Source organism: Actinopolyspora mzabensis (assembly GCF_900101095.1).
In the GTDB taxonomy this organism is placed as follows: domain Bacteria; phylum Actinomycetota; class Actinomycetes; order Mycobacteriales; family Pseudonocardiaceae; genus Actinopolyspora; species Actinopolyspora mzabensis.
The window spans coordinates 450,364-472,395 of sequence record NZ_FNFM01000003.1 but is presented as its reverse complement, the minus strand read 5'-3'; the positions used below and the strand labels follow the sequence as shown (position 1 = coordinate 472,395).

Sequence of the window (22,032 nt, the reverse complement as noted above, 5' to 3'; positions counted from 1 at the left end):
AGCAATGTGTTCAGTGGACGGGTACTAACCCGCCGAACGGCGACACCCCCCCATCGCCCACACACGCACCACCCGCAAGCACACGCGGATCTCGCCACCACTATACGGCTCCCAACCCAGCCACCACCCCCGATAACTACATACCGGCTGACCCAGTCGGCCCCCACAGTTTTTGGGTCGGTGGCCACAGCGGAGGAGACACGCCCGGCATCCATCCCGAACCCGGCAGCTAAGCCCTCCAGCGCCCCAGGTACTGCACCCCCACGGGTGTGGGAGACACGGACACCGCCGACCCAACCCCCCACACCGGCCCCACCCACCACGGGTGGGGCCGGACTACTCCGCACCCCCAGCCAGCACCCGCCAGCACACATCCCACACGGCTTTCGCTGAACCCCTGGGTATGCCAGGTGCCGGGCCCGCTAGACGCGTGAATCGCCCGTACGGCTGTGCACACCCACGCGGGGCTAAGCTGGTGGAGTCATGTTCATATGCTTCAGGAGGTCCGGTGTCCAGCTCTGACGACAAGCCTGACGCTCGGCGTCGTGACAACGACACCGGCAACAGGCACGGAAAGGACAGGAAACCGGGGCACCCCCGCGCGGGCGGCTCTGGGGGAAACCCGCGTGGCTCCAAGGATCGAGCCGGAACCGACCGCGGAGCGGGGCGCAACGGTGCTGGGTCGGCAGGACTTCGTGGAACCGGTGGAAACCGCCAAAACGATTCTCGTGGCGGAACCAACCGAACCGGCAACAATGTCGGTAACCGCGATGCGGGGAATCAGTCCAAGCGCGACGCTCCGAGGCGAGCCGATCGGTCCGGTAATTCCACCGACTCGCGGCAGAACCGTCGTTCACCCGCCGATCGGAACCAGGGTAGACGTGAGGCCCGAACGGGCTCTTCCCGTGGGAACGCCGAACGAGTGCACGATGATTCCGGGAAGCGGACGGCCCCCACCGACCCCGGCCGTCCCCGGGCGCCCAAGCTGCCCGAGGAGGCCAATGCTTCCCAGCTCGATCCCGAAGTGCGGCGCGACTTCCGGGCGCTGCCCAAGATGGTGGCCGAGGACGTGGGAGCGCACGTGGTGGCGGTGGGGATGTTACTGGAACAAGAACCGGAAAAGGCGTTGGAACACGCCCGGTACGCTCGTCGGAAAGCTTCCAGATCGCCCGCTGCCAGAGAAGCAAACGGGTTGGCAGCCTACTATGTGGGCAACTGGAGTGAGGCCCTCTCCGAACTGCGTGCCGCTCGTCGCATGGGAGGCCAGTCCCACCTCGCGATCATCGCCGATTGTGAGCGTGCCCTCGGGAAACCCCAGCGTGCTCTGGAGCTCACCCGGGAGGAGGAAGCAACTCGGCTACCTCAGGACGAAGCGATCGAACTGCGAATCGTGGGAGCGGGAGCACGTCGTGATCTCGGTCAATCCGAGGCCGCTGTCGTGAGCCTGCAGATCCCCGAACTCGATCCGCAGCGCAACGAATCGTGGAGCGCCCGGCTGTTCTACGCCTACGCGGACAATCTGCTTGCGGTGGGACGCACGCGCGAAGCCTTCACCTGGTTCGTGCATGCGGCCAACGCCGATGACGACGAAGCCACCGACGCCCCCGAACGACTCGAGGAGCTCGTGACCGAGCTGGGAGGACCGGAGGAGGCGGAACGGCTGGCTGCCCGAGCCGAAACCGATACCACCGTCTCCGATGTTTCGGAGGGAACCGGCGCCACGGACCGCGAGCACGGTACCGGTGATCCCCGCGCGGACCGGCGGTCCGCGGATTCCCACGACATCGATCTGGGGGTCTGGGACTGATCCGGAATCGACGTCTCCTGGACGTCGGAGGGAGTAACGTGGAGCGATCGCTCGGTGCCGAGTACGACGCGTTGTTGTTCGATCTGGACGGCACGGTCTATCGCGGTGGTGAGATCATCAAGGGTGCCGATTCGGCTGTTTCCCACGTTCGCGACGCGGGGATCACGATTCGTTACGTCACCAACAACGCCTCCAAACCCCCCGAGGTGGTCGCCGACAACTTGAACACACTCGGGATTCCGGCGGTGCTCTCGGAGATCAGTACCAGTGCCCAGGCGGGGGCCGCCTTACTGGCCGAACGCTTGTCGTACGGGAGCCCGGTGCTCGTCGTCGGTACCGCGGCCCTGGCCGAGGAACTCGTGGCTGTCGGACTTTCTCCGGTGCGAACGGCGGATGCGGGACCGGTGGCCGTGTTGCAGGGGCATTCCCCTGACACCACGTGGGCCGATCTGGCGGAAGCCTGCTTGGCGATACGTGCCGGTGCTGTTTGGGTCGCTTGCAACCGTGACGCCACACTTCCCACCGAGCGGGGTGAGCTTCCCGGGAACGGGGCACTGGTGGCGGCACTGCGGGAGGCCACCGGCAGTTGCCCGCTGGTCGCGGGCAAGCCGGAACGAACGCTGCTCGATCGGGCGGTGAGCTCGGCCGCCGCGCGGCGGCCGCTCGTGGTGGGTGACAGGTTGGAAACGGATATTCTCGGAGCGGGCAGGGCCGAGATTCCCTCGCTGATGGTGTTGAGCGGAGTCAGTACTCCCGCCGAGCTGCTCGCGGCTCCTCCCGAGTGCCGTCCTGCTCACGTGGCGGCTGATGTGACCGCGTTGGAACTTCCGGCTGCGGTTTCCAGGATCTCGGAACAGAGCGGCTGGAGAATCGCCACCACCGGGGCCGGACTGGCACTGACCGCCGTGAACGGGGCGGACAGCCGTTCCGAGGAGGCCGGCACATATCCGTGGAGCGGGCTCTCCGCGCTACGAGCCCTGTGTGCGGCGTGGTGGTCGGAAGGCAGCGGGGACGTCGAGGTGCTGTTCGAGGACTCGACAGCCGAAACCGCGCTCCGGGAGCTGGGGCTGTATCGCCTCGACGGAAAGCGCTTCGCTACGGCCGCCACCAGTTGAATCGTTCGTCGTGTCCGGTCGACGGCGGCGGTGGCCCGGGCGGTTCGCTCCCGACTGTCGTGGGGCCTCACGCGAATCGCCGTGAGCGAGTGTACCGAGGGGCAGCGGCCGGTGTGATCCGATAACGTGGAAGTGCTGTGGTTCTTTCGGCATCTTTTCGCGCGTGGTGCTCGTGCGGTGTGATTGGTATCACTGTTAGTGGTGTGCGATGAGGCAGGAGGAGATGGAGTCGGCGGGACGACACGGTGACGGAACGGCAGCTTCGGCGACTCCCACCGATTCCGTGGTAGACCGGATTCAGGAGGCCGAAGGCCTCGTCGAGCGTTCGTTGGCGGACCTGCGGGAGCTGGACGGGCTGCCCGTCTCCGAACACGTCGCCAGGTTCGACGCGGTTCACGACGCGTTGACCGACGCCCTCAACCGGGCCGACGAACTGCTGTCCGGACCGAGTAGTAGCGGGAGTTGAAGCGGTGCCTCGGAAAGCGCGACTGGATGCCGAGCTGGTACGTCGTAAGCTCGCTCGTTCACGGGAACACGCCGGTGAGCTGATCGCTGCCGGACGTGTCACGGTGCGCGGCTTCGTTGCCCGCAAGTCGGCGACCACGGTCGAGAACGATGCATCGATAGTCGTGGCCGACGACGTGGAGGATCCCAATTGGGCGTCCCGTGGTGCTTACAAGCTGCTCGGAGCGTTGGAGACCTTCGAAAAGGACGGTTTGCGGGTCGCTGGCCGCCGCTGCATGGACGCGGGTGCCTCCACGGGAGGATTCACCGATGTGCTGCTGCGGCGAGAGGCGGCGGAGGTCGTGGCCGTGGATGTCGGTTACGGCCAGCTGGACTGGAAATTGCGTACCGACGAGCGTGTCCTGGTCCGTGACCGCAAGAACGTGCGGACGTTGACGCCTCCCGATATCGGGCAGGCTGCGGACCTGGTGGTGGCGGATCTGTCGTTCATTTCGCTGCGGTTGGTGCTACCCGCGCTGAGCGAGTGCACACACCGGGGTTCCGACCTGGTGCTCATGGTCAAGCCGCAGTTCGAGGTCGGTAAGGAGCGCCTCGGCGCCGGGGGAGTGGTTCGTGATCCGGCGTTGCGTGCCGAGGCGGTACTCGGTGTGGTCGCGGCCGCGGCGGAGTACGAGCTGCGGCTGCAGGCCGTGGTCGCCAGTTCGCTTCCCGGGCCGTCCGGCAACGTCGAGTACTTCGTCTGGCTGCACCGGCGTGCCGACGAGGCTCCCCGCGATGTGACCACCATGGTCACCGAGGCGGTAACGGTTTCCTCGGACGATGTCGCTGTGGCTCCCCGAACGGTGCACACCGAAACCGGGGAGCTCGGAGGGGATGACGCCGGTTGACCCGTGACGTACTTCTGGTGATACACACCGGCAGGCAGTACAACCTGGGTACCGCGGAGAAGGTCGCGGGCAGACTGATCGGTGCCGGTATGCGGGTGCGTGTGTTGGCGGAGGAGGCACCCCAGCTTAGCCCGGCCTGTTACAGCCGCGTCGTGGCACCGGGGGCACTCGCCGCCGCGGGGACCGAGCTGGTACTCGTCCTCGGAGGGGACGGCACCCTGTTGCGCGCCGCCGAACTCGCGAGGATGGCCGGAGTACCGGTCTTCGGGATCAACCTCGGTCGGGTCGGCTTCCTGGCGGGGGCTGACTTCGACGCCCTCGACGAGGCCGTCGACGCCGTGGTGGAGGGTCGCTACCACGTGGACGAGCGGATGACCATCGACGTCACCGCCAGACTGGAAAACCAGGTGCTGGCCACGACATGGTCACTCAACGAGGCCAGTGTGGAAAAGAGCAGTCGGGAACGCATCCTCGACGTCGTCGTCGAGGTGGACGGCCATCCGGTCTCCACTTTCGGCTGCGACGGCGTGTTGTGTTCCACTCCGACCGGGTCCACAGCCTACGCCTTCTCGGCCGGTGGGCCCGTCGTCTGGCCACAGGTGGAAGCGTTGCTGGTCGTGCCCAGCAACGCGCACGCTCTTTTCGCGCGTCCACTGGTTCTGGCGCGTGATTCCACTCTGGCCCTCGAGATCGACCAGAACGGTCACGACGCCGTGCTGTGCTGCGACGGGCAACGGCACTTCGACCTGCCCGCGGGGTCCCGAGTGGAGGTGCTGGCCTCGGACAACCCGCTGCGGCTGGTTCGACTGCACGACACCTCGTTCACCGATCGGCTGGTTCGCAAGTTCGAACTCCCCGTGCACGGCTGGCGGGGACCGGTATCCGAATAGGATTCACTGTGGTTGTGTGCCGTGTTCGCCCGCCGCGGCGGGTAGCGGAACTTCGGCCACGGCCGCCTGCTCGCTCGTTCCGCGCGGCGTGAGACGAATGGTATTCGCCCCTGAAACGCGCCGAACCGGCTCGCCGGGCCGCCGGCCCCGTGAGCGTGCCAGCTAGGGTGCTTGCTGTGTTGGCGGAGATGCACATCCAAGGGCTGGGCGTGATCGACAGTGCCACGCTTGAACTGCATTCGGGACTGACGGTGGTGACCGGCGAGACGGGTGCGGGCAAAACCATGGTGGTTACCGGCCTGCACCTGCTGAGCGGTGGTCGCGCCGACAGCTCCAGGGTCCGGTCGGGAGCCCAACGAGCCGTGGTGGAAGGCCGCTTCGTCACCACCGCGGACTCGGGAGCTGTCGAGGTGGCGGGCGAGGCCGGGGCCGAGCCGGACGATGACGGCAGTCTGATCGCGGTTCGCAGTGTCAGCTCCCAGGGGCGTTCCCGGGCCCATCTCGGCGGTCGCTCGGTGCCGAACACGGTGCTCGCCGAACTCGCGGACCAGGTGCTGGCGGTGCACGGCCAGAACGACCAGCTTCGGTTGTTACGCGCCGACGAGCAGCGTGCCGCGCTGGACCGGTTCGCGGGTGAGGCCGTGGAACAGCCACTCGCGGAATACCGCAGACTGCGGCGGGAATGGCTCGAAGTCGTACGGGAGCTGTCCGATCGGAGCCAACGTTCCCGTGAACTCGAACGCGAGGCCGATCTGCTGCGTCACGGACTCTCGGAGATCGAGACAGCAGATCCCGCGCCCGGCGAGGACGCCGAACTCGTCGAGCAGGCCCGCAGGCTGTCCGATATCGATCAGCTGCGTGAACTCGCCACCGGTGCCCACACCGCGATCAGTGGATCCGAGGCGGAGGATCCCGACGGGGCGGGAGCGACGAGTCTGGTGGGGCAGGCCCGCCGACTGCTGGATTCGTCCGAGGATCCCAAGCTGCGCGAGATCGGGGAGAGACTCGCCGAGGCCGCAGCCGTACTCAGCGACGCCGGCACCGAACTGAGCGGCTATCTGGAGGAGCTCCAGGCCGACCCGGCCGAGCTGGAACGAGTACTCGCCCGCCAGGCCCAACTCAAACAACTCACCAAGAAGTACGCCGAGGACATCGACGGTGTGCTCGAATGGGCCGAACGGGCCCGGGAGACGCTGCGCGGCATGGACACCTCCGAGGAGGCGCTGGCGGAGTTGGCGGCCCGGCGCGACAGCCTGGCGGCGGAACTCACCGAGCACGCCCGTGAACTCAGCCGGATCCGAACCGAGGCGGCGGGCAGATTGGCGGTCGCCGTTACCGAGGAGCTCACCGGGCTGGCCATGGCGCAGGCCGAGTTCGAGGTGTCGGTCTCCCCCAGACACGGCACCGCTGGTGGTCACGAGAGTGTCCTCCTGGACGGGAAGCCGGTTCACGCCGGTCCGGACGGTGTCGACGAAGTGGAGATGCGTCTCCGCGCTCACCAGGGAGCACCGGCACTTCCCATTCAGAAGGGCGCTTCCGGGGGAGAGCTCTCCAGGGTGATGCTGGGCCTCGAAGTGGTACTCGCGGATTCCGACACCGTTCCCACCCTGGTGTTCGACGAGGTCGACGCCGGGGTGGGCGGGAGAGCCGCAGTGGAGATCGGCAGACGCCTCGCGCGACTGGGCAGAAGCCATCAGGTCGTCGTGGTTACGCATCTGCCGCAGGTGGCCGCCTACGCGGATCGACACCTCGTGGTCGACAAGGCCACCGAAACCGCCGGTCTCACCCACAGTGACGTTCGCACGGTTTCCGACGAACAACGTGTCACGGAACTCGCGCGCATGCTGGCGGGGCTCGACTCCACCGAGACCGGACGTGCCCACGCCGAGGAGCTCCTCGAGGTGGCCGACCGGTACAAGGCCGACTTCTGACCGATGGCCCGGGGGGAGTTAACCCCGCCCCGTTTCGGATCCACCGAACAGTGCGGTCGGTCGCGAGTCGTCCCCGAAAGTGGCGCTTTCGGCGATGCGCCGGCATTGTCGACCGCGCCTCGGCGTGGCGACGGAACATTCGGTGACTGCTTTGTCACCATCGGTGCATGCGACTCAGTGGCCTGCTCGGAAGTCGGCAGGAGACATTGCCCGGCATCATCGGAACAGCGCGTGTCCAGCGCCGGATCGGCGAACTACCGCCTCGGATCTCTCCACGGGACATCGTGGTTCTCGACGAGCCCGATCTCGATCGCCACGTCGCGGAGTCCCTGGTCGCTCACGAGGTGGCCGCGGTCGTGAACGCCGGCCCCGCCATATCGGGGAAGTATCCGAATCTCGGTCCGGAAGTGCTGCTCGCGGCCGGCATCCTGCTGCTCGACAACGCGGGTCCCGAGGCGTTGGAACGTATCCGGGACGGCGCCACGCTGCGGCTGCACAACGGCGAGGTGTACCTCGTCGGCAAACGTGGTGAGGAGGAGCTTCTACTGCACGCCTCGGAACAGGACACCGAGAGCGTCGCCGCCCGTATGGGCGAGGCGAAGTCGGCGATGTCCGCGCAGTTGGAGGCGTTCTCCGCCAACACCGTCGAGTTCCTCCGGAACGAGCGGATGCTCGTGCTGGACGGCATCGGGGTGCCCGACGTCGGTGTCGCCATGTCCGGGCGTCATGTGTTGGTGGTCGCACCGGGACGTGGGTACACGGAAGAGCTCAAGCGCCTGCGTCGCTACGTGCGGGAGTATCACCCGGTGTTGCTCGGTGTCGGCACCGCCGCGGACACGCTGTGTGCGGCAGGGCTCTCCCCCGACGTGATAGTGGGGGACCCGACCGCGCTGGACGTGCGTACGCTCAAAGTGGCCGACGAGATCGTCATTCCCGCCGACACCGGCGGTCACGCGCCGGGAATCGAACGGATCCAGGAGCTCGGCCTCGGAGCCGTGACCTTCCCTGCTTCGGGAAACGCCGAGGACCTGGCCCTGCTGCTCGCCGACGCGCACGGCGCCGAGCTCGTGGCGACAGTGGGGATGCGCGCCACCCTCGACGAATTCCTGGACCGTGCGCGGGTGGAAACCAATCCCTCCACGTTCCTGACCAGGCTTCGGCTGGGCGGCAAGATCGTGCACGGTTCGGCCGTGCTCGAACTGCAGCGTAACCGAGTTTCCGCCGTAGCCGTGTCGTTGTTGGTGCTGAGCGTGGTTCTCGCGATGTTCGCCGTGGTCAGCACCTCGGGAATGTTCGGGCCCTATCTCACGGTGCTCGGAGCGTTCGGTGACGCGGTCGTCGATTTCTTGCAGGGGCTGATCACGTGAGCTCCGTGCGGTTTTTCGGGGCGCTGTTCCCGGCGTTGGTGTCGGGAGTGCGGCTCGTGGTGGGAACTCGGACAGCGGGAGCTCGCTGACTATCCCTCGCTTGGCCCACGAGGACCACCTGCGACACGAGCCGCAACAGTGGCGCTCGGAACGCGACGTGCTGTGCGGTGAGCAGGCGGACGCGCAAGCTCTGACCGGTGCCTTCACTCCGCGGGGCGGAGGAAAGGGAGGTTTCCGCGCCTGGTGGTGAGGCGGGATCGAGATGGCGCCGGGCGGCGCGAGCGTACGGGCGCCGCCCGGCAGAGGCCCGGCGCGAATGGGGAGGGGCGTCGCGCCGGACCGGTTCAGATGAACTTCGCCCTGGTGAGCATGCCCGAGAATGCCGTGAAGTGGCATACTTCGATCGGCTGATTCGTTGATCACGTTTCGTAGTAGATGCGTCTCGTTCGGGGGCGGCGTGAGAACGGTCTGCCGTGCTCGGCGGAAGCTCGCCGATGCACCACACGACCTCGCGCCGTACACCGAGTGCGTCGAGCCCGCCGGGACGAACCCACCTGCCCGAGCGGTCGTCGGCGGCGACCGCCGCGTCCGCTCCTACGTGTGAACCATCCCCGGTCCGCCGTCCGTCGGGGTCCAGTGCATCCCGGGGAGCGAGTGCGATATGCTGTAGTCCCGTGGGAGCGACGGTGTCAACGTTCCTGCCAGCACAAACACCAGCACGGTGACGGCATCGACCACGGGGAGCTTTTTTGGTGCCGCAAGCACGCACGATCAAGCATGTATTCGTCACAGGGGGCGTCTCCTCCTCCCTCGGCAAGGGGCTCACGGCCTCCAGTCTCGGGGAACTACTCACATCCCGCGGGTTGCGGGTGACCATGCAAAAGCTCGACCCGTATCTCAACGTTGATCCGGGCACGATGAATCCGTTCCAGCACGGTGAGGTTTTCGTCACCGACGACGGGGCCGAGACGGATCTCGATATCGGGCACTACGAGCGCTTCCTGGACCGGGCGTTGACGCGGAACGCCAACATCACCACCGGTCAGGTGTATTCTTCGGTGATCGCCAAGGAACGCCGTGGCGAGTATCTCGGAGACACGGTGCAGGTGATCCCGCACATCACCGACCAGATCAAGGCACGGGTCCGTGCGATGGCCGAGCCGGACGAGAACGGTCAGACCCCGGACGTGGTCATCACCGAGATCGGCGGGACTATCGGTGACATCGAGTCGTTGCCCTTCCTGGAGGCGTGCAGACAGCTCCGTCACGACGTGGGCAGGGACAACTGCTTTTTCCTGCACGTCTCGTTGGTTCCCTACCTCGCGCCCTCCGGAGAGCTCAAGACCAAGCCGACCCAGCACTCCGTCAAGGAGCTGCGCAACATCGGTATCGCTCCGGACGCCTTGGTCTGCCGCGCCGATCGGGAGCTCTCCGGTGAGCTCAAGGACAAGATCGCGCTGATGTGCGACGTCGACTCCGACGGTGTGGTGGCCTGTCCCGATGCCGCCTCCATCTACGACATCCCCCGCGTGCTGCACGGCGAGGGATTGGACGCCTATCTGGTCCGCAGGCTGGGGCTACCGTTCCGCGACGTCGACTGGTCGGTGTGGGGCGATCTGCTCGAGCGGGTGCACAATCCCACCGAGAAAGTCAGGATCGCCCTGGTGGGCAAGTACGTCGACCTGCCCGATGCCTATCTCTCGGTCACCGAGGCGTTGCGTGCGGGTGGGTTCGCGAACCGGGCCAAGGTGGAAATCTCCTGGGTGGCCTCCGACGACTGCGAGACCGAGGCCGCCGCGGCGCGTGCCCTGGCCGGTATGGACGGGGTGCTCGTGCCCGGTGGATTCGGGGTGCGGGGTATCGAGGGCAAACTCGGCGCGATCGAGTACGCGCGCACGAACGGGATCCCGGTGCTGGGGCTCTGCCTGGGACTGCAGTGCATGGTGATCGAGGCGGCGCGCAATCTCGCCGGGTTGCAGCGCGCGAACTCGACCGAGTTCGCCGCTCCCTGCCAGCATCCGGTGATCAGCACCATGGCCGATCAGCACGACGTGGTGGCGGGGGAACGCGACATGGGCGGCACCATGCGTCTGGGGGCCTATCCGGCCGCGTTGCGGGAGGACTCCCTGGTGGCTCAGGCTTACGGGACCCTGGAGGTTTCCGAACGGCACCGGCATCGTTACGAGGTCAACAACGCTTACCGAGAGCAGTTGTCCAAGGCGGGACTGGTGTTCTCGGGGACCTCGCCGGACGACCGGTTGGTCGAGTTCCTCGAACTTCCACGTGAGGAGCACCCGTTCTTCGTGGGAACCCAGGCGCATCCGGAGTTGACGAGCCGTCCCACTCGGCCGCACCCACTGTTCAGCTCGTTCGTCCGTGCGGCTCTGGACTACCGTGCCGCGGAACGGTTGCCGGTGGAGCTGCCCGGTGCCGTGCAGGCACCGGCGAGCGTCTGAGCGGTCGGACCGGGACACGCTCGACTAGTTCGTGGTTGTCCCGGTCCGGTCTCTCCGGGCCGGGTGCCGGGGCTTCTCGTGGCGCGCTCTCGGCGTGGCCCGCTATGGAGATCGACTTTCGGGAGCGCACTCCGGACCGGTAAACAGGATCACCGAGCGAGAACATCGAGACACTCCAGGAGCATCCCCATGTCCGCTGATCCCGAAGAGCCCGGCACGCCGATCACCCGCACGAACGGCCGGCACAGCTTCACCACCCTGTCGACCTCCGATGTCTACGTGGGCAACATTCTGGCGCTGCGTGCCGACGAAGTCGCCATGCCGGGTGGCGGGCGTTCGCGCCGTGAGGTCGTCGAGCACTCCGGCGCGGTAGCGGTGGTGGCACTGGATGAACACGAACGTGTCGTGCTGGTTCATCAGTATCGCTATCCGCTGGATCGCAGACTCTGGGAGCTGCCGGCGGGGCTGCTGGATGCTCCCGGTGAATCACCGCTGCACACCGCCCAGCGGGAACTCGCGGAGGAGGTCGGGCTCGCCGCCGAGGAATGGTCGGTGCTCGTCGATGTGGCCGCCTCACCGGGGTTCACGGATCAGTCCGAGCGGGTCTACCTCGCCCGCGGGCTGTCCGAGGTCGCTCTCCCGGAACCCGCGGCGGACGAGGAGGCGGACCTCGTGGTGCGCCGATTCGGGTTGGATCGTGCCGTCGAGATGGTCTTCACGGGCGAAATCGTCAACGCGCCCGCCGTCTCGGGACTGTTGGCGGCCCAGGCGGTGTCGCGGGGACGCGCCGTGCCCAGGCCCCCGGAGGCGGAGTGGGTGGATCGCCCCGTCCGGTTCCCCGCCCGAACCGATCGTTGATCACGCTCTCCCCGGTTCGGCCGCACGATCCCAGTGCTCGTGTCATGGTGATCGGGGAAGGAGCCACCGATGCCCGATCTTGACGAACTGCCCGACGAGCTGCGTCGAGTGATCAGAGCATATCTCGATCACCTCGTGGTGGAACGGGGAACCGCTTCCAGCACGCTGGAGTCCTACAGCCGGGATCTGCGTCGTTACGGCGCTTATCTGTCCGAGGCGGGAATCGGGGAGCCGGGTGGAGTTTCGCCCGATCTGGTGGGTGAGTTTCTCGCCACACTGCGCCGGGGGGAGCATGACGGCGGGGTTCCGCTCGCGCCCGCTTCCGCGGCCAGAACCATCGTGGCGGTGCGGGGGCTGCATCGCTTCGCTTACCTGGAGGGATTCACGGCGCGGGATCCGGCGCGTGAGGTGACTCCGCCCGCGCTGCCGCGACGTCTTCCGAAAGCGTTACCAGTCGACGAGGTCATGCGGCTGCTGGAAACGGGTACTGTCGAAGGCATGCGCGGATTGCGGGACCGTGCTTTGCTGGAACTGCTCTACTCCAGTGGAGCACGGATTTCCGAGGCGGTCGGTCTGGATGCCGACGATCTCGACGAACGGGAGCGGACCGTCCTGTTCGACGGAAAGGGCGGAGTGCAACGTCGGGTTCCGGTGGGACGCCCGGCCCTTGCCGCGATCGAGGCCTATCTCGTCCGCTCGCGTCCCGAGCTGGCGAAACGGGGCAGTGGGGACCGGGCGTTGTTCCTCAATTCCCGCGGCAGCAGACTCTCCCGGCAGAGCGCCTGGAACATCCTGAAAACCGCGGCCGAGCGTGCCGGTGTCTCCACTTCGGTCTCGCCGCACGTACTTCGGCATTCCTTCGCGACTCATCTACTGGAAGGGGGAGCCGATGTGCGGGTCGTGCAGGAGTTGCTCGGGCACTCGTCGGTCTCGACAACTCAGATGTACACAATGGTCACCATGAATACGTTGCGCGAGGTCTACGCCACCACCCACCCCAGGGCGCGCGACTGAATTCCACGGGTTCACCCGACTCCGGTCGGGTGAGCGAGCGGCACCGCGAGGTGTTTCGTCCGGACAACGGCGATGCGCGTTGCCGCTGCGTGCGCGTGCCGCTTAGGCTGCGCATCAACGACGTTTTCGAATGCCGTCGCACACAAAGGAGTCACCACCGCCATGTCGACGCCGCAGCCCTCCGCCGGTGGGCGGTACCGGGGCGCGGTCGACCTGAGCATCACCCCCGACACTTCGGAGATCACCAACGGCGACGGGATGGGACCCGATCCCAACGACGCGAATATCGGCCCCACCGGTAGGCCGCGTCGACACGTTCCCGAGCCCGCGGCGTTGGACACGCACGGGCCCGCCTCGGTGCTGGCGATGTGCAACCAGAAGGGCGGCGTCGGTAAGACCACGTCCACGATCAATCTGGGGGCGGCACTTGCCGAGTACGGACGCAAGGTGTTGCTGGTCGATTTCGATCCACAAGGTGCATTGTCGGTAGGTCTCGGCGTGCAACCGCACCAGCTGGAACAGACCATCTACAACGTCATCATGGAACGCTCCGTCGAACTCCGCGAGGTGATCAGATCCACCAGTGTCTCGGGAATGGACCTGTTGCCGAGCAACATCGATCTCTCGGCGGCCGAGGTCCAGCTCGTCGCCGAGGTGGGGCGGGAGCAAGCACTTGAGCGTGCCCTGCGGCCGGTGCGCGCGGAGTACGACTTCGTGCTGGTCGACTGCCAACCGTCGTTGGGGCTGCTCACGGTCAACGCGTTGGCCGCGGCCCACGGCGTGATGATTCCGCTGGAGTGTGAGTTCTTCAGCCTGCGCGGAGTGGCGTTGCTGATCGACACCATCGAGAAGGTCCGCGACCGACTGAATCCCGATCTGGAGATCAGCGGAATCCTGGCGACGATGTTCGATCCGCGTACGCTGCATTCACGAGAGGTGATGTCGCGCGTGGTGGAGGCGTTCGGGGATATAGTGTTCGACAGCGTGATAAACCGTACGGTGCGGTTTCCCGAAACCACCGTGGCGGGAGAACCCATCACTCGGTGGGCGCCGCGTTCCTCCGGCTCGAGGGCTTACCGTTCGCTCGCCCGCGAGGTCATCGCGCGGTGAGCACTCCCGCGAGTCGTTGTTGCTGATGAGGAGACGTGACCGAGGCACAAGCAGCCACCGACTCGGCGCACGACGTGCCCGAGCTGGCCGCCGCTCAGGATTCCCAGAGCGGACGCTTCACAGTACGGCTGGAGAACTTCGAGGGGCCGTTCGACCTGCTGCTGCAGCTGATCTCGCAGCATCAGCTCGATGTCACCGAAGTGGCACTGCATCGCGTCACCGACGACTTCATCGCCTACACCAAGGAGCTCGGGCAGCGCTCCGAACTGGACGAGATCAGTGAGTTCCTCGTCGTGGCGGCCACGTTGCTGGATCTCAAGGCGGCTCGGCTCGTCCCCGCCGCCGAGGTCGAGGACGAGGAGGATCTCGCCCTGCTGGAGGCCCGCGATCTGCTGTTCGCACGGTTGCTGCAGTATCGGGCCTACAAGCGGGTCGCCGAACTGTTCCGGCAGCTCGAAGCCGGGGCGTTGGGGCGCTATCCCCGGGCGGTCTCGCTGGAGCAGCGCTATCTCGACCTGATGCCCGAAGTGGTTCTCGGGGTGGACGCAGCCGGCCTGGCGGAGACAGCCGCCGCCGTCTTCCGCCCCAAACCCCCACCGACCGTTTCGCTGGACCATCTCCACCAGCAACGTGTCTCGGTGCGCGAGCACGCGGCGGAGCTGCGGGTGCTGTTGGCCGAACGGGGCAGCGCACTGTTCGCCGAACTGACCGAGCAGTGCGGTACGAGCCTCGAGATCGTGGCTCGGTTCCTCGCGCTGCTGGAATTGTTCCGCGAGGCGGTGGTCACTTTCGATCAGCCCGAGCCGCTCGGTGAGCTCGCCGTCTCCTGGGTGGGGGGCAGCGCCGAACAGGCTCGCGTGGCCGCCGAGGCCGAGCTGGATCGAGACGAGGAAGAGGATTACGGGTGAGCGGCGAGAAGCATTCCGAGGGGTTCCGTGCCGCGGAAACCGGGCGTGGAGCGGAGACCGACCGGGCGGGCGACACCGGGGAAGGTCGGAGTCGTGAGTGGCCCGCCCTCGACCCCGAGCCCGCGCTGGATGCCGCGCTGGAAGCGGTGCTGCTGGTGGTCGACGCCCCCGCCGGTGAGGAGCTGCTGGCCGAGGTGCTCGATCAACCCGTGGCGCGGGTAACCACCGCCCTGCACCGGTTGGCCGAGGGGTACACCGCTGCGGGAAGTGGTATCGAGCTGCGCAGGGTGGCGGATGGTTGGCGGTTCTACACTCGCGACGTCTACGCTCCCGTCGTCGAGCGGTATCTCCTCGACGGGCAGCGAGCCAAGCTCACCAAGGCCGCACTGGAGACGCTCGCGGTAATCGCCTATCGGCAACCGGTGACTCGGTCGAAGGTGGCAGCGGTGCGCGGTGTTAACGTGGACGGGGTCGTACGTACCCTGCTGGCGCGTGGACTGATCCACGAAGCCGGTACCGACCCGGAATCGGGCGGCACTTCCTACTGCACGACCGAGTTGTTCCTGGAACGGCTCGGCCTGTCCTCGTTGCGGGAACTGCCGCCACTGGCCCCCCTGTTGCCCGAAGTGGATGCGATCGACGATGTCTGAAGCACACGACCCGACGAGCCGGAACAGCCGGGACGCGGAAGGCGTCCGGCTGCAGAAAGTGCTTTCCCAGGCGGGCGTCGCCTCGCGCCGCGCCGCCGAGGAGATGATCGTCGAGGGCCGTGTGGAGGTCGACGGTGCCCCGGTCACCACGCTCGGTGCCAGGGTGGATCCGGCCACCTCGGTCATTCACGTGGACGGCAGCAGGGTCGTGATCGACGACGAGGCGACCCATCTGTTGCTGAACAAACCCGCGGGCATTCTGTGCAGCATGTCCGACGACCAGGGGCGGCCCTGCATCGGTGACTACCTGCCGAAGCGGGAGGGCAAGCTCTTCCACATCGGGCGGCTGGACTTCAACACCGAAGGACTGCTGCTGATCAGCAACGACGGTGATCTCGCCAATCGGCTGATGCATCCCTCCTACCAGGTCCCCAAGACTTATCTCGTCGAGCTGCAGGGGCCCGTTCCCAAGGATTTGGGACGCACCGTCAAGTCCGGTCTGGAACTCGAGGACGGGCTCGCCAGCGTCGATTCCTTCCGCTTCGTCGACACCAACCAGAAGGGGACCCGGGTGTTGGCACAGGTGGTGCTGCACGAGGGGCGTAAACGAATCGTCCGCAGGCTGTTCAAGGCCGCGGGTTATCCGGTGCAGCGACTGGTCCGGACCGGTGTCGGCGAGGTGCGGCTGACCAACGAGCGTCCAGGGGCGATCCGGCCGTTGGACAACAAGGAACTCGGCTCGCTCTACCGCGCGGTCGGCATGTGACCGGCCTGCTCGGTGGCCCTCGGCGGACGTGGCCCTCGCGCGCCCCTCATTGCCGTGCGTACCTTAGCGTCACCAGCCGCTGGGCCACCGGTTCCACCACCCGGGCCGCCACCGGGCCGAGTACGGCCATCAGCAACACATAAGCGGTGGAGAACGCCGCCAGCTCACCGGTGACCGCTCCGGAACCCACTGCCAGGCCCGCGATGACTATGGAGAACTCGCCGCGGGCCACGAGGGCAGCCCCCGCACGGGCCCGCCCCATCCGCCTGATGCCCTGTGACCCCGCGGCGAACCAGCCGGTGGCGAGCTTCGTGATCGTGGTCAGCAGTGCCAGCACCAGCGCGAACGGCAGCACCGGCGGAATCGCGGACGGGTCGGTGTTGAGGCCGAACACGACGAAGAACACCGCGGCGAACAGGTCGCGCAGCGGGGCCAGGGTTCGGGTGGCGTTGGCCGCGGTCGAGCCGGAGATGGCGATGCCCAGCAGGAAGGCCCCCACCGCCGCCGAAACCTGCAGCTGGGCCGCCAAGCCCGCCACGAGCAGCGCCGCCCCGAGCAATCGGAGCAGGAACACCTCGGGATCCGGACTGTCCACCAAAGCGGAGACGTAGCGTCCGTAACGCAGTGCCAGCACCAGCACCAGAGTGATCACCAGAACGGACACGCCGACCGCACCGAGACCTCCCAGAAATCCCACCCCGGCGAGCAGGGCGGTCAGGATCGGCAGGTAGATGGCCATGGCCAGGTCCTCGAACACCAGTATCGACAGCACCACCGGTGTCTCACGGTTGCCTAGCCTGCCCAGGTCCCCCAGGACTTTCGCCACTATCCCCGAGGAGGAGATGTAGGTGACACCGGCCAGTACGATCGCCGCGATCGGGCCCCAGCCCAGCAGCAGCGCCACGGCGGCGCCTGGCGAAGCGTTGAGCACCACGTCGACCAGACCCGCCAGCCAGGAGCGGCGCAACCCGGTGACCAGCTCGCCCGCCGAGTACTCCAATCCCAGCAGCAGCAACAGCAGGACGACCCCGATCTCCGATGCGATCTCGGTGAACGGTTCGATGCCACCCAGCGGGATCAGCCCGCCCTGCCCGAAGGCCAACCCGCCGAGCAGATACAGCGGGATCGGCGATATACCGATGCGCCAGGCGAGCCGCCCGAGCACCCCCAGACCGAAGAAGACCGCTCCCAGTTCGATCAGTGTGATCGCAGTGTGTTGCACCTGGTTCCTCTCGCCCGCGCGGACGTCGACCGGATCCGTTCAACCGCCGGAATCGGTGGGGCACCGTCCGAGCATCCCGGCGGGAACGGCCGGTTCGATTCGAATCAGCCGTGTTCCATGATCTCGCCGGCTGCGCGCAGACCTTCGGCGGTACCCACGACGACCACCAGATCGCCGCCCGCGAAGACGAAATCCGGGCGGGGGGAGGGCACCACCGAGCCGTCCCTTATCACCGCCACTATCGAAACCGAGGTCCGGGTACGCATCTCGGTCTCGCCGAGCGCACGCCCGTCGAACGGCGAACCGTGCGTCAACGGCAGTTGCCAGGTGTTCACCCCGGTGACTTCGCGCTGTTGTTCGCTGAGCTGGCGCACCAGTTGGGGAGCTCCGAGCAGGTTCGCCAGCGTGCTGGTTTCCTCCCCGGTGAGATCGGTAGCCGCACAGATCTTGTCCGGGTCCCTGGCATCCGAGACGATCAGCTCCATCCGGCCGTCCCGGTAGGTGATCACTCCGATGCGGCGCCCGGATTCGGTCGTGAATTCCTGTTGCGTGCCCAGCCCCGGCAGCGGGGTCACGGTGACGTCCACACGACCGATCTTAAAACGTCTCGCGGCTTCGCAGTAGTCGGCCGAGCGATCGTGCGGGACTCGATTGAGTCACCGCGTTCGCGGACAGGCAGAATGAAACATTGTCGGTTAGTCCGAGCGAGCGACTTGGTCATTCGTTGTCGAGGAGGTCAGTCGAGGTGTCCCAGCCCGAGCTCAACGGAATCGTGGCGGTGGACGGGCCGTCCGGAACGGGCAAGTCCACGGCGGCTCGTGGACTCGCCCACGCGCTCGGCGCTGCTTACCTGGATACCGGTGCGATGTATCGAGCGGTGACACTGGCCGTGCTGCGCTCCGGGACGCCGCTGGACGATGCCGCGGAACTCACCCGCATCGCCGGTGGTGCGCATGTGGTGATGCGCACCGACCCCGACTCTCCCGGAGTATCGCTCGACGGAGCCGACGTGAGCGGGGAGATCCGCGGGCAGGAAGTCACCAGGACGGTTTCCGCCGTCTCCGCGGTTCCGGAGATCCGGGAGCTCCTGGTGCGGCGACAGCGCGCGCTGATCGACGCCGCGACACGTCCCAGTGGGGGAATCGTGGCCGAGGGACGTGACGTGGGCACCGTCGTGGTGCCCGAGGCGGGTCTGAAGGTGTACCTGACCGCCTCGACGGACGCCCGTGCCCACCGCCGCACCGCCCAGGACGTGGCCGAGGGACGCCCGGCGGACCGCGATCTGGTGCACGCCGACGTGCGACGCAGGGACGCACTCGACTCCAACAGGTCCGTCGCGCCGCTGCGAATGGCCGAGGACGCGGTTTCGCTGGATACGACCGAGCTCTCGCTGGAACAGGTGCTGCGGCGGTTGCACGAGTTGGCAGCCGACCGCGGACTGCTGGTCACAAACGAGCGAGCCGGACGATGACCCCCGGGGGGAGACGCTCGCAGCGTGACCACCCCACTACGGGTATGCTGCCGGAGGGCAGTTCACCCGGTTTGCGCCGGTTCGGCCGGTGCGTGGGCCGGCTCGTGCTGCGGATATCGTATCGAATCCGGGTTCGGCACGGCGAGCGATTCCCCGCGACCGGCCCTGTGGTTCTCGTCGCCAACCACAGTTCTCTCGCGGACGGTCCGGTGCTGTTCGGGACACTGCCCCGTGGTGCGGTGTTCCTGATCAAGCGGGAACTGTTCCGGGGCCCGCTCGGCTGGACACTGTGTAAACTGGGTCATCTTCCGGTTCGTCGTGGTGCTCCCGACCGCGCGGCGCTGTCGGCCGCGGTGCGGATACTGCGTTCCGGCGGGGTGATCGGGGTGTTTCCCGAGGGGACTCGAGGCGGAGGCGTGGCCGAGGCACGGCACGGTGCGGCGTGGCTGGCCCGATCGGCGGGGGCGGCGCTGCTGCCGGTCGCGTGCCGGGGTACCGCTCGGGAGAGCGGGCGACGGTTCCGCTTCCGGCCGAGGGTGGACGTTCTCGTCGGCAGGCCCGTCCGCCTGCCGGAGCAGAAGGGCAGAGCGGGGTTGACCGCGGCGACCGAACGCGTGCGTACCGAGTTGGTCGAGTTGCTCGCCGAACTGGACGGCCGAACGACCGACTCCGACGAACCAGACGATGATGTGAGAGGGAACGAGGCGTGAGCGAAGAGCCGTTTGCCGACGCCGCCGAGGGTGCCGGCCTCGACGGCACCTGGTCCGACGAGACGGACTGGGCCGACTACGATCACCTGTCCGACGAACTGGGGGAGGATTCGGTACCCGAGTCCGGACGCCCCGTGCTGGCGGTCGTGGGCAGGCCCAACGTCGGTAAGTCAACCCTGGTGAACCGGTTGCTCGGCAGCAGGCAGGCCGTGGTCAAGGACACCCCCGGTGTCACGCGGGACCGGGTTACCTACGACGCGGTGTGGAGCGGACGCGCGTTCAGCGTCGTCGACACCGGTGGATGGGACCCCGATGCCGACGGCATGTACGCCAGTGTCACCTCCCAGGCGGAGATGGCGATGTCGGCAGCCGACGCGATCCTGTTCGTGGTCGACGCCAACGTGGGTGTCAGCGGCACCGACGAGGCCGCGGCGAAGGTGCTGCGCCGATCCCGGCGCCCGGTGATCGTGGTCGCGAACAAGGTCGACGACCAGGTGGCGGTGGCAGGCACGGCCGAGTTGTGGTCCCTCGGGCTCGGGGAGCCGCACCCGGTGAGCGCGCTGCACGGTCGCGGTTCGGGTGATCTGCTCGACGAGGTGCTGCGTGTGCTGCCCGAGACTCCGCGGGAACAGTTGGGGGGCGCAGCGGGGCCGCGACGGGTGGCGCTGGTGGGCAAGCCCAACGTCGGCAAGTCCAGCATGCTCAACCGTCTCGTGGGTGAGCAGCGTGCGGTGGTGGACGAGGTGGCCGGTACCACCGTCGACCCCGTGGACTCGCTGGTCGAGCTGGACGACGAGGTGTGGCGGTTCGTGGACACCGCCGGGCTGCGCAAGCGGGTGAAAACCGCCGACGGCACGGAGTACTACGCCTCGCTGCGTACCAAGGCGGCCATCGAGGCCGCCGAGGTGGCCATCGTGCTCATCGACGGTTCCGAGCCGTTGACCGAGCAGGATCTGCGCATCATCAGCATGGTCATCGAGTCCGGTCGGGCGTTGGTGATCGCCTACAACAAGTGGGACATGGTCGACGACGATCGCAGGCGGAGCCTGGAGAAGGAGATCGATCGCGACCTCGTCCGAGTGCGTTGGGCCGAACGGGTGAACGTTTCGGCTCATACCGGCCGTGCGGTCACCAAACTGGCACCCACGCTGCGGACAGCGCTCGAATCCTGGGACCAGCGCGTCTCCACCGGCCAGATCAACTCGTGGCTGTCGGACATCGTCGCGGCTCATCCACCGCCGGTCCGGGGCGGCAAGCAACCCAAGATCATGTTCGCCACCCAGGCGCACGCCCGGCCGCCGACACTGGTGTTGTTCAGTTCGGGCTTCCTGGAGGCGGGCTATCGCCGGTTCCTGGAGCGCAAGTTCCGCGAGGCCTTCGGTTTCGCGGGCAGCCCGGTTCGCGTCGTCGTACGGATCAAGGAGCGCAAGAGCTCCCGCTGAGCGCCGTTCGCTTCGTAGGGGACCGGTATCGGGTAACCTCCCCGAAAGCCCGGCACCCTGTCCGAGTTTTCCGAACGACAAGGTGCGACAAATGCTTAGTCTGCCGTTGCCCGAAGGGGACGCACTGCCCGTGCTCGGGCAGGGAACCTGGGGTATGGGAGAGCGCGACGCGCGGCGTGCTGCCGAGGTCGACGCGTTGCGCCACGGGCTCGACTCTGGGATCCGGCTGATCGACACCGCCGAGATGTACGGCAGTGGCGGAGCCGAGGAGGTCGTGGGTACCGCGCTGCGGGGAAGGCGGGACGAGGCCTTCGTGGTCTCCAAGGTGCTTCCGCACAACGCCGATCGCAGCGGTACCGTGGCGGCCTGCGAGCGTAGCCTGCGGCGACTGGGAACGGACCGGCTGGATCTGTACCTGCTGCACTGGCGGGGTGCCACGCCGCTGGAGGAGACCATGGCGGCGCTCGAGTCGCTCCAGCGCAGCGGTAAGATCCGCCATTTCGGGGTGAGCAATTTCGATTCGGCCGACATGAGTGAACTCTTCGCGACCGAGGCAGGATCCCGAGTTTCCACCGATCAGGTGCTGTACAACCTCACCCGCCGAGGCCCCGAGTTCGACCTGCTGCCCTGGTGCAGGCAACTAAACCTGCCGGTGATGGCTTATTCCCCGATCGAACAGGGCAGGTTGCTCGACGATCCGGTGCTCGGCGAGCTGGCCGCCGAGCGCGGTGTCACCCCAGCGCAACTGGCCCTGGCATGGGTGGTTCGGCAGGACTGGATGTGTGCGATCCCCAAGGCGGCAACCGTCGAACACGTCGACCACAACCGAGCGGCGGTCGACCTCTCGCTCTCGGAGGAGGAGGTGGCTCGACTCGACGAGCGCTTCCCGCCCCCCGATGGCCCGACACCGCTGGAGATACTCTGACGGAGTTTTCCCGGTCCGCGCTTTCCCACTCGCCTGTC

The 22,032-nt window shown here is 67.1% G+C and carries 21 protein-coding genes and 1 rRNA gene; 20 read left to right on the top strand and 2 right to left on the bottom strand.

What is annotated here, in order from left to right; translation table 11 throughout:
• Positions 1 to 176 precede the first annotated feature (176 nt).
• The 16 genes from rrf (at position 177) to BLR41_RS07175 (ending at position 16,224) form a co-directional block, all read left to right on the top strand.
• Positions 177 to 294, top strand: a 5S ribosomal RNA gene (gene rrf / locus BLR41_RS07245).
• A gap of 628 nt (positions 295 to 922) precedes the next feature.
• Positions 923 to 1,807: a tetratricopeptide repeat protein gene (locus BLR41_RS07240; protein WP_176797860.1), complete on the top strand. Its 885-nt coding sequence runs from the start codon at positions 923 to 925 to the stop codon at positions 1,805 to 1,807.
• Between the two features lie 38 nt (positions 1,808 to 1,845).
• Positions 1,846 to 2,922: an HAD hydrolase-like protein gene (locus BLR41_RS07235; RefSeq protein ID WP_092627181.1), complete on the top strand. Its 1,077-nt coding sequence runs from the start codon at positions 1,846 to 1,848 to the stop codon at positions 2,920 to 2,922.
• Positions 2,923 to 3,130: 208 nt separating this feature from the next.
• Complete coding sequence (locus BLR41_RS07230) at positions 3,131 to 3,388, top strand: hypothetical protein (RefSeq protein WP_245693953.1); 258 nt, start codon at positions 3,131 to 3,133, stop codon at positions 3,386 to 3,388.
• Between the two features lie 4 nt (positions 3,389 to 3,392).
• A complete protein-coding gene (locus BLR41_RS07225; RefSeq protein WP_092627180.1) occupies positions 3,393 to 4,274 on the top strand; it encodes a TlyA family RNA methyltransferase in 882 nt (293 codons plus the stop codon).
• Positions 4,271 to 5,164, top strand: a complete 894-nt coding sequence (locus BLR41_RS07220) for an NAD kinase (protein WP_092627179.1) — start codon at positions 4,271 to 4,273, stop codon at positions 5,162 to 5,164. Before BLR41_RS07225 ends, BLR41_RS07220 begins: the two co-directional genes overlap by 4 nt.
• A gap of 176 nt (positions 5,165 to 5,340) precedes the next feature.
• On the top strand, positions 5,341 to 7,095 hold the full coding sequence (gene recN / locus BLR41_RS07215) for a DNA repair protein RecN (RefSeq protein ID WP_218119980.1): 1,755 nt from the start codon (positions 5,341 to 5,343) through the stop codon (positions 7,093 to 7,095).
• Between the two features lie 167 nt (positions 7,096 to 7,262).
• The gene (gene steA, locus BLR41_RS07210; protein WP_092627178.1) at positions 7,263 to 8,462 is read left to right on the top strand and encodes a putative cytokinetic ring protein SteA; all 1,200 of its coding nucleotides are present in this window, start codon (positions 7,263 to 7,265) and stop codon (positions 8,460 to 8,462) included.
• A 100-nt stretch (positions 8,463 to 8,562) separates the two neighbouring features.
• Positions 8,563 to 8,712: a hypothetical protein gene (locus BLR41_RS22795; protein ID WP_176797859.1), complete on the top strand. Its 150-nt coding sequence runs from the start codon at positions 8,563 to 8,565 to the stop codon at positions 8,710 to 8,712.
• Positions 8,713 to 9,214: 502 nt separating this feature from the next.
• Positions 9,215 to 10,918, top strand: a complete 1,704-nt coding sequence (locus BLR41_RS07205; RefSeq protein ID WP_245693952.1) for a CTP synthase — start codon at positions 9,215 to 9,217, stop codon at positions 10,916 to 10,918.
• A 189-nt stretch (positions 10,919 to 11,107) separates the two neighbouring features.
• Positions 11,108 to 11,776, top strand: a complete 669-nt coding sequence (locus tag BLR41_RS07200) for an NUDIX domain-containing protein (RefSeq protein ID WP_092627176.1) — start codon at positions 11,108 to 11,110, stop codon at positions 11,774 to 11,776.
• Positions 11,777 to 11,845: 69 nt separating this feature from the next.
• Entirely contained in the window at positions 11,846 to 12,790 is a 945-nt protein-coding gene (locus tag BLR41_RS07195) for a site-specific tyrosine recombinase XerD (protein ID WP_092627175.1), read from the top strand.
• A 162-nt stretch (positions 12,791 to 12,952) separates the two neighbouring features.
• Positions 12,953 to 13,900 (top strand): ParA family protein, encoded by a 948-nt coding sequence (locus BLR41_RS07190; protein ID WP_092627174.1) that lies wholly within the window; start codon positions 12,953 to 12,955, stop codon positions 13,898 to 13,900.
• A gap of 35 nt (positions 13,901 to 13,935) precedes the next feature.
• Positions 13,936 to 14,808 (top strand): segregation and condensation protein A, encoded by an 873-nt coding sequence (locus BLR41_RS07185; RefSeq protein ID WP_176797858.1) that lies wholly within the window; start codon positions 13,936 to 13,938, stop codon positions 14,806 to 14,808.
• Complete coding sequence (gene scpB / locus BLR41_RS07180) at positions 14,805 to 15,458, top strand: SMC-Scp complex subunit ScpB (protein ID WP_092627173.1); 654 nt, start codon at positions 14,805 to 14,807, stop codon at positions 15,456 to 15,458. The genes BLR41_RS07185 and scpB overlap by 4 nt, the downstream gene beginning before the upstream one ends.
• Positions 15,451 to 16,224 (top strand): pseudouridine synthase, encoded by a 774-nt coding sequence (locus tag BLR41_RS07175; RefSeq protein WP_092627172.1) that lies wholly within the window; start codon positions 15,451 to 15,453, stop codon positions 16,222 to 16,224. Before scpB ends, BLR41_RS07175 begins: the two co-directional genes overlap by 8 nt.
• A gap of 46 nt (positions 16,225 to 16,270) precedes the next feature.
• Here the strand turns inward: BLR41_RS07175 and BLR41_RS07170 are convergent, their stop codons facing one another.
• Both BLR41_RS07170 and BLR41_RS07165 read right to left on the bottom strand, forming a co-directional pair.
• The gene (locus tag BLR41_RS07170) at positions 16,271 to 17,446 is read right to left on the bottom strand and encodes a cation:proton antiporter (RefSeq protein ID WP_092627171.1); all 1,176 of its coding nucleotides are present in this window, start codon (positions 17,444 to 17,446) and stop codon (positions 16,271 to 16,273) included.
• A 104-nt stretch (positions 17,447 to 17,550) separates the two neighbouring features.
• Positions 17,551 to 18,033, bottom strand: coding sequence for a cation:proton antiporter regulatory subunit (locus tag BLR41_RS07165; RefSeq protein ID WP_092627170.1), 483 nt, complete (start codon positions 18,031 to 18,033; stop codon positions 17,551 to 17,553).
• Positions 18,034 to 18,191: 158 nt separating this feature from the next.
• On the opposite strand from BLR41_RS07165, the gene cmk reads away from it, so the two are divergent.
• From cmk to BLR41_RS07145, 4 genes are all read left to right on the top strand, one after another.
• Positions 18,192 to 18,917, top strand: coding sequence for a (d)CMP kinase (cmk, locus tag BLR41_RS07160; RefSeq protein WP_092627169.1), 726 nt, complete (start codon positions 18,192 to 18,194; stop codon positions 18,915 to 18,917).
• Positions 18,914 to 19,627, top strand: coding sequence for a lysophospholipid acyltransferase family protein (locus tag BLR41_RS07155; RefSeq protein ID WP_092627168.1), 714 nt, complete (start codon positions 18,914 to 18,916; stop codon positions 19,625 to 19,627). Before cmk ends, BLR41_RS07155 begins: the two co-directional genes overlap by 4 nt.
• On the top strand, positions 19,624 to 21,069 hold the full coding sequence (gene der / locus BLR41_RS07150) for a ribosome biogenesis GTPase Der (RefSeq protein ID WP_092627167.1): 1,446 nt from the start codon (positions 19,624 to 19,626) through the stop codon (positions 21,067 to 21,069). Before BLR41_RS07155 ends, der begins: the two co-directional genes overlap by 4 nt.
• Before the next feature lie 91 nt (positions 21,070 to 21,160).
• Positions 21,161 to 21,994 (top strand): aldo/keto reductase, encoded by an 834-nt coding sequence (locus BLR41_RS07145; RefSeq protein ID WP_092627166.1) that lies wholly within the window; start codon positions 21,161 to 21,163, stop codon positions 21,992 to 21,994.
• Positions 21,995 to 22,032 lie beyond the last annotated feature (38 nt).